The 16,104-nt window shown below is 35.8% G+C and carries 13 protein-coding genes and 1 riboswitch; of the genes, 3 read left to right on the plus strand and 10 right to left on the minus strand.

The features are described 5' to 3' along the window. The first annotated feature begins 162 nt into the window (after positions 1-162). Entirely contained in the window at positions 163-1,116 is a 954-nt protein-coding gene (locus tag MHI02_RS13990; RefSeq protein WP_060667577.1) for a M23 family metallopeptidase, read from the plus strand. A gap of 143 nt (positions 1,117-1,259) precedes the next feature. Here the strand turns inward: MHI02_RS13990 and MHI02_RS13995 are convergent, their stop codons facing one another. The 9 genes from MHI02_RS13995 to MHI02_RS14030 all read right to left on the minus strand — a co-directional run bounded on the left by MHI02_RS13995 (position 1,260) and on the right by MHI02_RS14030 (position 10,231). Next, the gene (locus MHI02_RS13995; protein ID WP_111014431.1) at positions 1,260-1,367 is read right to left on the minus strand and encodes a MetS family NSS transporter small subunit; all 108 of its coding nucleotides are present in this window, start codon (positions 1,365-1,367) and stop codon (positions 1,260-1,262) included. After that, complete coding sequence (locus MHI02_RS14000) at positions 1,368-2,903, minus strand: sodium-dependent transporter (RefSeq protein WP_341165991.1); 1,536 nt, start codon at positions 2,901-2,903, stop codon at positions 1,368-1,370. It abuts the gene before it with no gap. Between the two features lie 180 nt (positions 2,904-3,083). After that, positions 3,084-4,634, minus strand: a complete 1,551-nt coding sequence (locus tag MHI02_RS14005) for a Na+/H+ antiporter NhaC family protein (protein WP_047184629.1) — start codon at positions 4,632-4,634, stop codon at positions 3,084-3,086. A gap of 186 nt (positions 4,635-4,820) precedes the next feature. Next, a riboswitch (Lysine riboswitch) is annotated at positions 4,821-4,997 on the minus strand. Between the two features lie 43 nt (positions 4,998-5,040). Further along, positions 5,041-5,850 (minus strand): sporulation protein YunB, encoded by an 810-nt coding sequence (gene yunB, locus MHI02_RS14010; RefSeq protein ID WP_047184630.1) that lies wholly within the window; start codon positions 5,848-5,850, stop codon positions 5,041-5,043. A gap of 244 nt (positions 5,851-6,094) precedes the next feature. Next, entirely contained in the window at positions 6,095-6,406 is a 312-nt protein-coding gene (locus MHI02_RS14015; RefSeq protein ID WP_047184631.1) for a YunC family protein, read from the minus strand. A 94-nt stretch (positions 6,407-6,500) separates the two neighbouring features. Further along, on the minus strand, positions 6,501-7,898 hold the full coding sequence (locus tag MHI02_RS14020; protein ID WP_060667542.1) for a bifunctional metallophosphatase/5'-nucleotidase: 1,398 nt from the start codon (positions 7,896-7,898) through the stop codon (positions 6,501-6,503). Positions 7,899-7,909: 11 nt separating this feature from the next. Next, positions 7,910-8,728, minus strand: coding sequence for a sulfite exporter TauE/SafE family protein (locus MHI02_RS14025; protein WP_047184633.1), 819 nt, complete (start codon positions 8,726-8,728; stop codon positions 7,910-7,912). A gap of 328 nt (positions 8,729-9,056) precedes the next feature. Beyond that, positions 9,057-9,137, minus strand: coding sequence for a putative holin-like toxin (locus tag MHI02_RS18570; RefSeq protein ID WP_225344196.1), 81 nt, complete (start codon positions 9,135-9,137; stop codon positions 9,057-9,059). 305 nt (positions 9,138-9,442) lie between these two features. Further along, positions 9,443-10,231, minus strand: coding sequence for an enoyl-CoA hydratase/isomerase family protein (locus MHI02_RS14030; RefSeq protein ID WP_047184634.1), 789 nt, complete (start codon positions 10,229-10,231; stop codon positions 9,443-9,445). 292 nt (positions 10,232-10,523) lie between these two features. On the opposite strand from MHI02_RS14030, the gene MHI02_RS14035 reads away from it, so the two are divergent. Beyond that, entirely contained in the window at positions 10,524-12,239 is a 1,716-nt protein-coding gene (locus MHI02_RS14035; protein ID WP_047184088.1) for an IS1634 family transposase, read from the plus strand. A gap of 959 nt (positions 12,240-13,198) precedes the next feature. Then, positions 13,199-14,509, plus strand: a complete 1,311-nt coding sequence (locus MHI02_RS14040; RefSeq protein WP_047185367.1) for an ISL3 family transposase — start codon at positions 13,199-13,201, stop codon at positions 14,507-14,509. A 171-nt stretch (positions 14,510-14,680) separates the two neighbouring features. Here MHI02_RS14040 and sufB read toward each other — a convergent pair whose 3' ends face one another. Continuing rightward, positions 14,681-16,078, minus strand: a complete 1,398-nt coding sequence (gene sufB / locus MHI02_RS14045; RefSeq protein ID WP_341165992.1) for a Fe-S cluster assembly protein SufB — start codon at positions 16,076-16,078, stop codon at positions 14,681-14,683. Positions 16,079-16,104: the final 26 nt, after the last annotated feature.

Consider the following 16,104-nt stretch of genomic DNA (forward strand, 5'->3'; position numbering starts at 1 on the left):
AATGTCTATTTTAGATGATGTTCAAACAAATCTTTACGGTGGGGTGAAATGAGTAATCGAAATCTCAGGATGTTCGACTTTAGCCGAGTCGATCCTTTTTATCCTTCTTTTGAACCTGTATTTTTAGGAGGTGAAAAATACTTGAAGAAACGAATCATTCCAATGCTCTATTTGATAGTGCTCATCGTTTCCGTTTCAACGATTAGTGCAGCAGCAGAAGAGGAAGAAGATAAAAATACCATTTATGAAGAAAGAATGGGCTTATTTAAAAAAACAGAAGCATTAACTCAAATACCTTGGTATTATTTTGCTGCTATTGATAACTTTGAGCGAAATATATTAGATAGCAATGAGCCTGAACAAGTTGTTTCCATTGATATACCAGATGAAATTTGGTTTGGAATTGGGAATATAGGGAAAAACAAAGACATTGGAATAGTTGAAATGCACGATGGAAAAGGAAAAGATGGAAATGGGGATGGCCAAGCTGACCCTAATGATCCGGAAGATATTTTATACACGATGGGAAATATACTTCTTGAATCCGGACCAACGGAAGACGATATTAAAATTGGATTGTGGAATTACTATCAACGCGACTTAACCGTACAAACCATCAAGAATACAGCGAAAGTGTTTCGAAAGTTTCAAGACATTAACTTAACCAATAGAGATTTCCCTGTAGCAACAAATTACAATTATAGTTATCGTAGCACCTGGGGAGATAGAAGAGGTTTTGGAGGTTTACGTATCCATGAAGGTACGGATATATTTGCCGATTATGGAACACCTGTAAAATCAACAACTTATGGTGTTGTTGAAATGATGGGTTGGAATTTATATGGTGGTTGGCGTATTGGTATTCGTGATATTTACAATATTTACCACTATTACGCACATATGAGCGGTTTTAATGACGATGTAAAAATTGGACAAGTCGTACAACCAGGTGATGTACTTGGCAGTGTAGGATCAACTGGATATGGACCTCCCGGGACTTCAGGAAAATTCCCTCCACATTTACATTATGGTATGTACAAAGATAACGGAGTAAATGAATTTTCTTTCGACCCTTATCCTTTTTTAAGAAAATGGGAACGGATGGCGAAAGATTAAAAGAAAAGCGCCCTTTTCCGTATTCCTGCAGGTAGAAAGCATAAAAATCTTTACGGCGGAGCTCCGATTAATCGCCCGCCGTAAAGATTTACATAAGTGCAACTGAGGCATCCGCCCAGAAACCTAGCGATATACCGAGTCTTCTAATCAACTTTTTTTGAACTTTTCATAGCATGAGCAATACTTAAGCCAAGGCCCCCCCAGATAATTACAATACCAATAATCATTACGACAATAGCCCCACCGGTCATTTATTTAGCCTCCTCCGATTGTTTTAGATCTTCAGAAGGTTCTTCGTTCTTCCATTTAGTAAATGTAAACAGGATACCGATTATTAAAGCACCTGCAGCAACACCCCAACCTGCTGTGGCAATAAATATATCTGGATATCCTTCATAGTTTCCTGTATCTGTTGGGAATAATCTTAATAGGTTAAGTCTAAACAAATCAAACATCATATAACCAAGAACAATTGGTGTAATCACACCTAAACTAAACGTCCACCAGGAACCTAGACGAATATCAGAAATACCATTTGCATGCTCTTTTAAATCTTTCAATTGTTTCATAACCCAACTCACTGCGATTACTTCAACTAAGCCGATAAACGCAACGCCAAATTGGTTAATAAAGTAATCCACCGTATCTAAGAAGAATAATCCACCTTGTGTAGCATATAGAAGGGATATGATGGCTGAAAGTCCCCCGGCAAACGTAACAGCTTTCGTTCTAGTTAGGTTAAATTTATCGATTATAGCAGAAATATAAGCTTCACAAATAGAAATTAAGGAGGTCAAACCAGCTAGAACTAATGACACGAAGAACAACACACCAAAGAATTCACTGAACGCCGGAATTTCATTAATAATCTGCGGGAATACTACAAATGCTAGACCAACTCCACCCGCAACAACTTCATCAATTCCTACCCCAGCTTGACCGGCCATAAATCCTAGAATGGAGAAGACCCCAATACCGGCTAATAACTCAAAACCAGAATTTCCAAAGCCGACAATAAAGGCATTATTCGTAATGTCGGATCTTTTAGGCAAATAACTTGAATAAGCAATCATGATCGCAAATGCAATCGATAAACTAAAGAAAATTTGTCCATAAGCTGCAACCCAAACATCAGATGACATAATGGCACTAAAATCGGGTTGGAAGAATGCATTAAGCCCTGTAAGCGCTCCAGGTAAGGTAATTGCACGCACAACAAGAATGAAGAATAATACCACTAATAAAGGAATAAAAATTCGGTTAGCAATTTCAATGCCTTTCTTCACACCTCTAAATAAAATGACAAATACAATCGCCCAAACAATAATAAGTGGGATAAGTACACTTGGGACAAAACTCCCTGTTTTACCCAGATCAACTGTTAATCCTAAATAATCATTAAATAAGAACGCTTCTGTATCTGATCCCCAATTTAAATTGAGTGAGAATACAGAATAAGACATAGCCCAAGCAATGATTACGGAATAATAGGTTCCAATTACAAATGCAACTAATGCTCCCCACCAGCCAATCCATTCAGCCTTTTTATTCATCCGTTTGAAAGATAGCGGGGCCGATCCACGATATTTTTGCCCAATAGTAAATTCCATAATTAATAATGGAATTCCGGCAGTAAGAAGCGCAAATAAATAAGGTATAAAAAACGCTCCTCCACCATTCTCATATGCAACAGCCGGGAATCTCCAAATATTCCCAAGGCCTATTGCAGATCCAACTGCTGCAAAAATAAAACCTGCTCTTGTCCCCCATTGTGAACGAGTTCTCATAAATTATCCTCCCTTTTTTATTCAATCGATAACAGAAGAGAACTTAGATTAGTGTGTATTTTCAGATATTTAAAAATATTATAGCGGCATTTTCCTACTATGTCAAAATATATTTTTAAGAATTTAAAATAACTAAAAAAACTATTGACTCATTTTCAATAAATGAGTCAATAGTTCAAATTATGCATTTTTCTTATGAAAATAATTAATTCCCAAACCTATTACAATTAATAATCCAACAGTTAAAATAAAAGATAAAAATACTTGATTGGTGAAGCCCACTATCAAATATCCTACCATAGCTACTACCGCTGCAATTATTGCATATGGTAACTGTGTTAATACATGGTCAATATGGTTCGCACCTGATCCAGTTGCGGAAAGGATTGTCGTATCTGAAATTGGTGTACAATGATCCCCAAATACCGCACCAGCCAAAACTGCAGCTAATGATGGTAGAAGTGTGCTTGTATCTGTTACTAGTGCAACTTCCGCTGCAATTGGCAACATAATCCCAAAGGTTCCCCATGAAGATCCAGTTGCTAGTGCCATAAAACCTGCAATGATAAAGAATAAAAATGGTAATAAAGCGACATTCACCTGTAAATTATCAAATATATGTGCTAGGTATTCACCAGTTTGAAGAGTACCAATGATAGAACCGATCATCCAAGCAAATATTAAAATATATATCGCCGGAAGCATCGTTTTCATTCCTTCTATTAACAATTTACCTAAACTTGCTTTAGGTGTATTTTGATTTATATGAAATACAAGTGATATTAAAACAGCCGCTAAGCCACCAACAAATAAGGATAAATTTACGTCAGTGTTAGCAAAAATAGAAAAGATATTAACATTACCTTCACTATTATTGATTCCTGTTAAAAACATAGCTAAGACTGTCACAATAATAAGCACCAAAATAGGTAAGATTAGATGACGAACTTTCCCTTCAGGATGCGGTTCAAATACACCACTTAAATCTCCAGCTATTTTATTATTTTTTGGATCAATTAATTCACCCGTCCGAATAGCACGTTCCTCATGTGTTCGCATTGGACCGATATCCATTTTGAAAAAGGCTACTAGAAAAACTAATAACGTTGCTGCGATTGCATAATAGTTAAGTGGAATCATTTGGATAAATGCTTGTAATGGTTGCATATCCGTTAAGCCATTTGCAGCAAATATTCCCCCTAAAATTCCAATGATATAGGCCCCCCAGCTAGATATTGGTGATATAACTGTAACTGGGGCAGAAGTAGAGTCTACAATGTAAGCTAACTTTACCCGGGAAATTTTATATTGATCTGTAATCGGTCTAGCTATTTGTCCAACTGCTAATGCGTTGAAATAATCATCAATAAATATAATAATACCTAATAGAGCAGAAACTAGAGTTGCACCTTTACGAGTTTTCACACGTGTTAGCATCCATTTCCCAAATGCTCGACTACCACCAGAAGCTTGTAAAAAGGCAATCATCATTCCCAGTAATAATAAAAACCCTAATAACAATAAATTACCGACATTTAAAGCACCATCTAATACAAAAATCTCATAGAATGATTTCCATATTTCTTGAATGGTTCCCAAAATATTAAAATCATGTATAAATAATGCCCCTATAATAATACCAATACCTAATGATAGAATTACTTTTCTAGTTAATAGCACTAGAATTAACATTACCATAGCAGGAATAAGCGAATAAAATGTCCCTTCCATGTTGCTACCTCCAAGTTATTTTCTTATATTGATGTGTGAAATGATCGGTGTACTTCTGAAAGTTTTTTTGATAGGATACGCGGCTTTATTCATAGAATTGATAAAACATTTAAATAAATCCAAATAAAAAGAACAAAGATAGAAAATAACCATCTTTGTTCTTTACAAAATACGTTATCCTCCATTTCGATCAGTAGTTCTCCATGCAACACATATGCATGACAGTATACCCCTTATTCAAGGATATACCAGTTATAATAAGTTTGACCCCTTATTATACTTCGGCAAACAATCCTTTCATCAACAATCATCGTTGTCATTCTCCTGTTGACTACTTATCTTGTCCGCACCTCTACCTCACCGATCTGAGGTCTATTTAATTTTATCTATTTCCTAATATACTAGATTATTCATTTTCTTGCAAGTTACGATTTTTTCCTCGTTCACCAATGTCCTCCTTTGGGATAGATATGGATGGGCCGTTACTACCTCCGCCATAAAACTCCGGTACCTCTCCCATAATTGCTCCGCCGTCAATATATATTTCAGTTTGAACTGTTTTACGTTCTGTAATATAAGGAATAATGATTTGAACGTCCGCTTCTACATTCACATACAACGAAACCCAGGAGCCATTGATTCCAAATGGTTCCGTCTCTCTAACAACATTGGTACGAACTGCCCCAATTAACTCCAAATTAATTGGTATCTTGGGTCCCAAGTTTGCCAATAAAGCATTTCCTGTTATTTCACCTAGTGGCACCTCAATTAAAGTCGGATCTAGTGCAGCGCGATCTTCCGCCCCATCGTCATAGTCATAAGGTTCATGTAATGAATAATCATACGATATGGGATCCCCCCGGTTCATATGTAGGAAAAACTCCTCCACCCTGTCTGTTGCCACTCTGTTAATTTCACTTATTACAGATTGGTTCCAATTATATACTGTAACATTACCATTATCATCATAACTAATGTTTAAGACATCACTAAAATCATAACTTTCTGCAAATCGTACTGCCATATTAATCGCCCTAGTGGCAAATTCATCTGTTTTAGCTTCCGATATATTTTTTATTGCTGGTGTTATTCCTTTACTTACAATTCCAATACTTAAAATTATACACAAGACAAAAACAACCATGGTCATCAAAAAGATATTTTTCCTTGGAGGTGGTGCAAATTTTCTTCTCCCGAATCGTCTACGTGGCCCCATTAAAAATCCCCCCTAAAACAATCTATGCTTGTTTTAGCGGGGATAGAATTTATTTCTATTGCATTAAGATTTAATAACACACATTAATTACATGATTAGAGGAAGACTTCCATCAGTGGTGGTTTTCCTTTATCTCCCACTAATGGTTAGTCGCACTTATCTTGAGGTCAGAGTCTTACTGCCCGTTTAGATAGGATAAATAAAAGAGAAAGCTATAGTCGCATCCCCTCATCATTATATTTGTTTACGAAAGTCTTAATAATGCCTCTTTACCAGTCATTCCAATTTCCCAACCAAATTCTTCACGTGAAGCATCCGTTATTTTGGCTAACGGGGCATTCAATAATTGATCAATACTTCGTACACCTTCCGCACGACCAGCAATTACTTTTCTTTCTTTTAATTTTGGGTTTACATCAAAAAAATCCACATCTAATGCCGCACACATAATGTAGCCAACATCATTAGAAACCGATAATAATGTTGTTTTCGGGAGTTTAACCGTTGTTGCAACAAAATGCTTTCCTTCTATTTCTATAGGTTCTACTGTTACCATAAGAATGATAAACCTCCTTCGCAATGTATATTATATCTTTATGCATTATGTTGATGGATTGTCACTAAAAATACGACATTCCAAACAGAAGTATTTATGAATAGTGTTCTTCCAATGTTTTTACTAATAAATCTCTTAAAAATTCCGGAAGAAAAAAATGCTTCGTGTCTGATTTAGCTATTTCAGGTAATAAACGACCGAACGTAAACACATCAGCAGTCCCCAATTTATAGGTTTGATTTGCATCTAGCTCACTGCCATCAGGCAACAATGCAGTTTTTACATATTTCTCCCCATTTGGATGAAAGTTCGATACCACTTCTATACCCGAAAATACCATTTCCCCTAATACTTTACCTCGAAATCCGAACCCTTTTAACTGAAATTCTGTAAACTGCTTAGTTAAAGAAACACGAATCACTTCCAATATTTCACTACCGGTTAACTCAACTGTAACGGCATTAATCGGATGTGGACAGATGCGATGAACATCCTTATAAGCTATTTTACCAGCGGGAAGAGAATCTAATAGTAAACCTGAATTCAACATAGCAATATCTGCCTTCGTAAATTCTCGTAATGTGTTTGTTAATTCTCGCATGACTTTGGTATTTTTAAACCATCTTACCTCTATTGGGTAATCTGTATAGACAATTGGATAATTCAAACGTTGTTCCGCATCTTCTTGCAATGACATAATTTTATGCTCTGTCTCTGTATCATTTTCATACTCCGAGATATCCGTTGCATACGCTTCTTGATTAATGAGTTTTTTTTGATTGTGATCCCAGGTTAAAATAACTTCCCCAACAAAGGAACAATGTTTACCAGCTGCAGTGATTATGGTGTTATTTATTTTTTCACCAGTTCGTAATAAATGATGTGTATGACCACCTATTATTACATCTATATCTTTATATCTTCTTGCTATTTCTTGATCTTCGCTTAAACCAAGATGTGACAAGAGAACAATAATATCCGTCTCATGGCTTAATTCATGAACATACTTATCTAGTTCATCAAATGCGGATGAGATATGCCAGCCCAATAAATGATAATAATCATTAAATGGTGCCGTTAAACCTAGAATTCCAATTCTTACTCCACTTTCCGATGTTAATTTAACTTGACGATTCAACCAAAGAGGGTTTTGATTATCCGAACTATGAAGGTTCGTACAAACAACATCGAATTCGGCATCATCATATAAATGATAAAGATCATCATGGGCTAAGGTAATTCCTTCATTATTACCAAATGTCACAACATCATATCTTAAATCATTCATAAGCTGAATATTAGCTTTTCCCTTAGTCGCCTCTGATATCGGGTGAACCCGATCCATATGATCGCCAATATCAAAAAGCCAATAATCATTATCTCGAACGTTTCGCGCTGCTATGGATTCTTTTATAAACGCCGCCACTCTTGGCCATTGTTCGAAATTACTATGTAAATCATTTGTATAGTAAAAGTATAACTTCTCTTTCATCATTTAACTCCTTACGAAAGTCCTTCAATAATCATTCGTAATCCAACGATAATAAGTAAAATACGTAAGATCCATTCCAGTGTCTTTCCCGGCAGCATTTGATTAACCTTTGCTCCTAATCTGCCACCAATCCATGCTCCAGGAATAAACAATATTACATATTCCCATAAAATGTGACCTTGCACAAAATGTGTTATGGTTCCCGAGATACTTACAAAGAAAATCATAAACATAGAAGTTGCAGTAGCAATATGAGTTGGAATTCCGAACAGTAACATCATGGCAGGAACCATAATCGATCCGCCACCAATACCAAACAGGCCTGATAAAACTCCTACTACTAATGAAAGTATAATAGCTGGAATAACAGAAACTTTATAATGATACCTTTCTCCAGCTAATTCAACCGTTTTAACACTTTTTTGATTTGGCCTAACTTCCCTTTTAAATACGCTTTTATTAATAAACAATAGAGATGAAACAATAATCATCAAAAGTCCAAAATACAAAGTAAATACGTCTACATCAAAATAAGCATTTAATCTAGACCCAATAATACCGCCCGGAATACTACCAATTAAGAAAAGAATTCCCGTTTGATAATCCACTCTTCTACCCTTGATATAGGTTAAAGAAGAAGACAAAGCAGTAAAAATCATCGTCACTAATGATATACCGACAATAGTTTGTGGTGTTGCCCAAGCAAATGAAGGGGAAATATGATTCATTAAAAATAAACTAGGAACTAATATTATCCCTCCACCTAACCCCGCAATGGAGCCAACAAACGCAGTAAGGATACCAATTAATACACAAATTATAAAAACCAAAGCTTTCCCCTCAATCCAAATATTAAACTTCACTATTTATATTAGCACTAAATGTATTTAATTCCCAACTATCGAGAAGGATCTATAGCAAAAAATTAATAATGGATTGGCAACATTAATGTTCATTAGTAATGATGATAAACCGCTACATGTTTATTTTTCGAGGATATTAAGGTATAATATATATAGAAAGTCATAGTATAATAAAAGACCGACCATGCTGGTACATGGAACGGTCTAATGTGTAACAGCCCTTCAAGGGGGCAGCTCACTCGTTTGAGTTAGAGAAGTAACCAACCCAAAGGCTTGCTAGGCGTTCAATGGGTGGTTACTTTTTTTGTTGAGACAGTATGGCAACGATTAAGGTTGAGAAAGAGATCATCAAAACCAATGCTTCGAATACCGTCATATTATCACCCCCTTCTTTCAAAAAAGGGGTGAACCACCACCCATGAAAGCCCTATTACACTACAGTTAGTATAACAAATAAATGATGATTTCACATCATTTCCATGTCTACTTTTAGTAATTTTTTATTTCGTTTTATCCTTCTAACCATTGACCCATATAATTGTCCTTCTGCATTCCGTACGTGACACAAGGAATGCACGAATGAGATCCGCAAAAAAATAAATTACTCCCGCCACAAACGTTATAGTTATTTAGATTTGATCCAATTGAACCTTCATCATGAATTTAGTTTCTAGAATTTACCTATTCCCCTCGAAACACGGGCTTTCTCTTCTCAGCAAATGCTTGAACCCCTTCCTGAACATCTTTAGTTCCAAAACATTGTTTAATAAAAGCGTACTCTTGTTTTAGAATCGTTGTAAGGTCTGTGTCTGGGCTTGCAGCGAGTAATCTTTTAGAAAGCGTCATTGCTACTGGTGGTCCTGCCGCTAATTCCCTGGCAAAATTCATCACCCGTTCCTGAAATTCTTCATCAGGGAATATCCCATTGACCAATCCAATTCGTTCTGCTTCCTCCGGGTAAATATCCCGACCGGTTAAGATCAATTCGGTAGCCTTTCCCTGCCCGACCAACCGTGGTAAAAAATAGCTCATTCCCGCATCAGGGCTGAGACCGCGGCGAATGTATCCAGCTGTTACCCTTGCATTAGCAGACATGTAGCGAATGTCACAAGCCAGAGCTAGCGCAAGTCCTGCACCAGCCGCGATCCCATTGATTGCAGCAATAACCGGCTTATCACAATGAACAATCCCCAAGGCTTGATGACCAACCCAACCCAATTCATCTAATTTTTGATGACGAGATTGAGCGTCTGGATTTCTCTTCGCATAATCGGTCAAATCAAGACCTGCACAGAATCCTCGCCCACTTCCGGTAATGACAATAACGCGGACTTCATCGTCAGCAGATGCCTCTGAAATTGCCTGGATAATCTCATTACTAAGTGTATCATTTACGGCATTTAGGCGCTCCGGTCTATTTAATGTTAGTGTACGAACCCCATCTTTCGTTTCTATAATAATATGTTCCATTTTTGTTCCTCCTCTATCATTTGATATCTTTTTCTTAGCTCCACAATTATATATTGATTATTCTAATTATTCATAGTATAGCATTCTTCTTAATTGCTTGTCACATTTCATTCACTAAAATAAAGATTTGTTTAGATTGAATCGCCCGGGAGTTTGACACCCTAAAATAAAAAAAACGCGCAAAAGCCTTGGTACGGCTTTATTTTTTTGTCAAATTTTTCATAATTTTATTGCGTAACATTTCGTAATATACTATAATTAAGGTAACATTAGCTGCTTTGGGGGTAATTTTATGCGTATTAAAGTGAGTCGTTCTAAAAATTCCAAGTCTTATTTTGTAATTAAAGATATTTATCGGGGCAATAAAAGGACAACCAAAGTTGTTGAAGCCTTGGGAAATGACAAAGAAATTTTAGAAAAGCATCCTGGTGTGGATCCCTATACCTGGGCAAAAGAATACGCTAAAAAGTTAACACTGGAAGAAAAGGAACGAAACTATAAAATCGTCACCAAATACAGTCCTGCCAAGCAAATACCATTGAATAAACAGACGCTATTTAATGCTGGTTACCTCTTTTTACAATCTATTTACCATGGGTTAAAACTGGATAAAATTTGCCAGAAGATATCTCAGGAGTATGAATTCAAATATGATCTGAATGAAATACTTTCGCGCCTTCTTTATTTACGGATTCTACATCCGACCTCTAAAAAAGGAACGTTTGAACATTCGAAAGACTTACTTGAACCTGCACATTTTCAGTCACATCAAATTTATCGGGCACTTGGTGTCCTCGCCGAGCAATCAGATTACATAGAGGAAATGGTGTATAAAAACAGTCTAAATGTAGTGGATAGAAACACACAGATTCTATATTATGACTGCACAAACTTTTTCTTTGAAATCGAAGAAGAAGACGGTTTAAAACAATATGGAGTTTCTAAAGAAAATCGCCCCAACCCAATTGTTCAAATGGGACTGTTCATGGATGGGTCAGGCCTTCCACTTGCTTTTAGTATGACACCTGGAAATAGAAATGAACAAACAACCTTGAAACCGTTGGAACGTCGTATTTTAAAGGACTTTAACCTTTCAAAATTTGTTGTATGTACAGATGCCGGTCTATCTTCAAATAAGAATCGGATATATAATACTCGAGGAAAACGCGCCTTTGTAACTACGCAGTCTATCAAAAAACTGAAGAAATTTTTGAAGGAATGGTCTCTGGATCCTGAAGGGTGGCGAATACCAGGAAGTAATAAAAAGATAAATTTGAATGACATTCGCAATCTCGAAAATGACCAGAGAACGTACTACAAAGAGCGTTGGATCAAGGAAAATGATCTAGAACAAAAGTTAATTGTCACCTACTCCCCTGTTTATCAGCGTTATCAATCATCCATTCGAGCTAAACAAGTTGAACGAGCGAAGAAAAAGATGGAAAATCCAAGCTCGTTGAATAAACATAATCAGAATGACCCAAAGAGATTCATTAAAGCGACACATGTAACAGACAATGGTGAAATTGCGGATAAGACGCAAGCAACTCTGAATCAGAAACAGATTGATAACGAATCCATGTATGATGGATTTTATGCCGTATGTACCAATCTAGAATCAACTATTGAGGAAATAATTAAGATAAATCATGGGCGATGGGAGATTGAGGAGACATTCCGAATACTAAAAAGTGAATTCCAGGCTCGACCAGTTTACTTGCAAAGAGAAACCCGAATAAAGGCACATTTTCTAACATGCTTTTTGTCCTTATTGATCTATCGCATTCTAGAAAAAAAGTTGGATGAAAGATTTACATGTCCTGAATTAATTAGTACGTTAAGAAATATGAACATGCTAGAATTGGATGGAGAAGGATACATACCTGTATATACTCGAACAGAAATTACGGATGCATTACATGATGCATTTGGCTTTAGAACTGACTACGAAATAGTTACTCAAAAAAATATGAAAAAAATTTTTAAACAAACCAAAAGGGAAAAATAGTACGCAGTTTTATGCCTTAAAAAAATCGCCATAAACATTGATTTAGCAGTGTTTTTGGCGATTTTTAGTGTCAAACATGAGAGTATAGCATTCTTCTTAATTGCTTGTCACATTTCATTCACTAAAATAAAGATTTGTTTAGATTGAATCGCCTTCTTAGAAGGGGTAAATTAATAATATGATGTATGAATGGCATGATTTACCTAACACTAGCGGAAAAATATTTTTATGATCCAAGTGCTATGGTAAGTTTCTCAGACACGTATACTTCTTAACGTGGGGAAGGAGAAGATTTGTTATGTCTTCAAAAAACAGATCGAGGTGGTATCTTAGTACAGTAGGCATAGGTGCGTTTGTTGGGGGGGACTATTTTAACCTTAATATTCGATCTTAATATATACACTTTACTTGGTTTTTTAACCGCTGCAATAATATTAGTAATTGCGAACATTGTTTATCTTTTTTACACTAAAACGAAGTCAAGCAAGGGAAAAAAATAAAGCTTTTGTTACTCATTTTAAGTTTAATAATTATATTTATGATGATGAAAGGAAAATCAGTCGGTTTTGCAACGATTAAAATCACCCGTATTTGTTAACAACAGGAACATAAATGGCATTATTATATAGTTGAGGGTTTCAGTGGTTGTGATTGCTGGTTTTTCAGTGTTATGGTAATCACAATTGGTTTGGGGATATATTACTCTGAGTCAAACGAAACTGACATACGATATTCGTAAATTGGATACAGTTTTGCTTAAAACGTTATCCTCTCTAGTGTTATAAAAGCGTATTTTCTTATAACGCTTTTACATTTATCAATAATTTTAAATGGTTGTACAATAAATGACGTTGGTGGGAAAAACTCACCTACGTCATTTTTGTGTTTATAAATAGAAAACAAGTGAGATTCCCTGTAGAATTAAAGTCGCTGAAAACCATTCCTAGGAGGGAACTCACTTGTCTATATCAAATGATATTAGAAATATGTTAGATATTCAAGATAAAAATATTTATATGAGCGAAAATGCAGTAACGTATGGCAAACATAAAGGGAAGTCTTGTAAATTTATTAAGGCGAAATTAACATATGATGCAGATCAATGCCCAAATTGCCAGGTGGAGAAAGTAGGCTCTTCTATTTATAAAAACGGAACACAATTATCTCGTATTACCATTCCGACCATGGGAGTTTATCCAACATATTTATTATTAAGTAAGCAGCGTTTTATGTGTAAACATTGTGGTGTTAGTTTTACTGCACAAACAAATATCGTAAAGCGTCATTGTTTTATATCCTCAAATACAGAAGCCCAAATCATGATTAAATCAGCTGGAGCGCAGTCCGTTAAAGATATTTCCCAGGATTGTGGTGTATCTGAGGCAACTGTTCAGAGAATCATTAATAAAGAAGCAAATAAATATAAACCGCATTATAAAGCCCTACCTAAGCATCTATCGTTTGATGAATTTAAGTATGCCAAGGGCAAGATGGCTTTTGAATATATCGATGTTGAAACGGGTGACATCTTAGACATTTTAAATAGTCGTGATAACCGGTCTATTACAGATCACTTCATCACAAATTATAGCTTATCAGCTAGACAACGAGTAGAAACCGTGACAATCGATATGAACGCAGGTTATGTAAGTTTGATAAAAGAGATGTTTCCAAATGCAGATATTATTATTGATCGTTTTCACTTAGTTCAACTCATATCAAGAGCGATGAACAAAACGCGTGTTAAAATCATGAACCAACTCAGAACATCTAATGGGGAAGATCAGAAAAAGTATCGCCGCCTTAAACGTTATTGGAAGCTTTTACTGAAAAAAAGATCGAGTTTATCTTATACAGAATATAAATATTACGGCTTATTTGGCCAACGTCTTGAAAGTTCAATAGTGCAAGAAATGTTGGATTATAGTGAGGAACTTAAAGTCAATTATGGTATATATCAGGACCTGTTGGAGGCAATTGACGAAAAGGACTATCATGCATTAGAGAACACATTAAACAAAAAGTGTCCAACCCAGTCATCAACCTATTTAAGAACAAGCATTAAAACATTAAGAAAGCACTTGCCCTATACGAAAAACAGTTTTCAATATACGTATAACAATGGGCGAATTGAAGGTATTAACAATAAAATCAAGGTACTCAATCGGATTGCATATGGCTATCGGAATTTTAAGCATTACAAAAACCGAATAAGATTACATTTTAAACTGAAACCCGTAGTAAACAAATCACACTCTAGAGTAGCATAGCTTCCCTAGAGTGTGATAATCAAATACATATTAAAAGTCGACTAAAATACAGTACCAACGTCACTTGACGTAGAGCCTTTTAAATAACCTTCTAGTAAGAGTAGCTCTTACTAGAAGGTTATACGTTTGTATGAACTAATGAAGTTTTTTCTCTTTTCTGGGTTTAGAACTTTATCCAATAGAACCTTCCATTTCGAATTTGATTAGACGGTTCATCTCTACTGCATATTCCATTGGAAGCTCTTTTGTAAATGGTTCAATGAAGCCCATTACAATCATTTCTGTTGCTTCTTCTTCTGTTAAACCTCTACTCATTAGGTAGAATAATTGTTCTTCAGAAACTTTAGAAACCTTAGCTTCGTGCTCTAATGAAATATTGTCATTATAAATTTCATTATATGGTATCGTATCAGATTTGGATTCGTTATCCAAGATTAACGTGTCACACTCAATATTCGCGCGTGCTCCATCTGCTTTACGTCCAAAATGAACTAAACCACGATAAGTTACGTTACCACCTTGCTTAGAGAATGATTTAGACACAATTGTGGAAGATGTATTAGGTGCTAAATGATGCATTTTCGCACCAGCATCTTGTACTTGACCTTTACCTGCAATAGCGATAGAAATCGTATTGCCACGAGCACCTTCACCTTTTAAGTGGATAGCTGGATATTTCATGGTAAGTTTAGATCCAATATTTCCATCAATCCATTCCATCGTAGCATTCGCATCACATGTCGCACGTTTTGTAACTAGATTGTACACGTTGTTAGCCCAGTTTTGGATGGTTGTATAACGGCAATATGCATCCTTCTTAACGATGATTTCCACAACCGCACTGTGAAGGGAATTCGTTGTATAAACAGGAGCTGTACAACCTTCCACATAGTGTACGGATGCACCTTCATCAACGATGATTAATGTTCTTTCAAATTGTCCCATATTTTCTGAATTAATACGGAAATAGGCTTGTAATGGAGTAGTTGCTTTAACTCCTTTAGGGACATAAATAAATGATCCACCAGACCATACAGCCGAGTTTAATGCGGCAAACTTGTTATCAGAATATGGAATAACGGTACCGAAATATTCTTTAAAGAGTTCTTCATGTTCTTTTAATGCTGTATCCGTATCTAAAAAGACAATACCTAATTCTTGCAAGTCCTCTTTCAAGCTATGATAAACAACTTCAGATTCATACTGTGCAGAAACACCAGCTAAATATTTTTGTTCAGCTTCAGGTATACCAAGTTTGTCAAATGTTTGTTTAATTTCATCTGGTACTTCATCCCAAGTTTTACCTTGTTTTTCAGATGGTTTTACATAATATACAATCTCATCAAAATCCAACTCAGTGAGGTCTCCACCCCATTGTGGCATTGGACGTTTATAGAAATGTTCCAATGCTTTTAGACGATAGTCTAGCATCCACTGAGGTTCTTCTTTCATTTTTGAGATTTCTTCTACTACTTTACGAGTTAAACCTTTTTCTGTACGGAATACAGAAACGTCTCTGTCCCTGAATCCATATTGATACTCTTCTATTTCAGGTGCTTTCTTAGACAATTAAAAAACCTCCTTTAGGTATTAGC

Source organism: Oceanobacillus sp. FSL K6-0118, assembly GCF_038006665.1.
In the GTDB taxonomy this organism is placed as follows: Bacteria; Bacillota; Bacilli; order Bacillales; family Amphibacillaceae; genus Oceanobacillus; species Oceanobacillus caeni.

Bases quoted from the DNA above. Each gene is read 5' to 3' on its own strand.
- MHI02_RS13995 (WP_111014431.1), bottom strand. From the start codon at position 1,367: ATGACCGGTGGGGCTATTGTCGTAATGATTATTGGTATTGTAATTATC.
- yunB (WP_047184630.1), bottom strand. From the start codon at position 5,850: ATGGGGCCACGTAGACGATTCGGGAGAAGAAAATTTGCACCACCTCCA.
- MHI02_RS14005 (WP_047184629.1), bottom strand. From the start codon at position 4,634: ATGGAAGGGACATTTTATTCGCTTATTCCTGCTATGGTAATGTTAATT.
- MHI02_RS13990 (WP_060667577.1), top strand. From the start codon at position 163: ATGCTCTATTTGATAGTGCTCATCGTTTCCGTTTCAACGATTAGTGCA.
- MHI02_RS18570 (WP_225344196.1), bottom strand. From the start codon at position 9,137: ATGACGGTATTCGAAGCATTGGTTTTGATGATCTCTTTCTCAACCTTA.
- MHI02_RS14020 (WP_060667542.1), bottom strand. From the start codon at position 7,898: ATGAAAGAGAAGTTATACTTTTACTATACAAATGATTTACATAGTAAT.
- MHI02_RS14030 (WP_047184634.1), bottom strand. From the start codon at position 10,231: ATGGAACATATTATTATAGAAACGAAAGATGGGGTTCGTACACTAACA.
- MHI02_RS14000 (WP_341165991.1), bottom strand. From the start codon at position 2,903: ATGAGAACTCGTTCACAATGGGGGACAAGAGCAGGTTTTATTTTTGCA.
- MHI02_RS14015 (WP_047184631.1), bottom strand. From the start codon at position 6,406: ATGGTAACAGTAGAACCTATAGAAATAGAAGGAAAGCATTTTGTTGCA.
- MHI02_RS14035 (WP_047184088.1), top strand. From the start codon at position 10,524: ATGCGTATTAAAGTGAGTCGTTCTAAAAATTCCAAGTCTTATTTTGTA.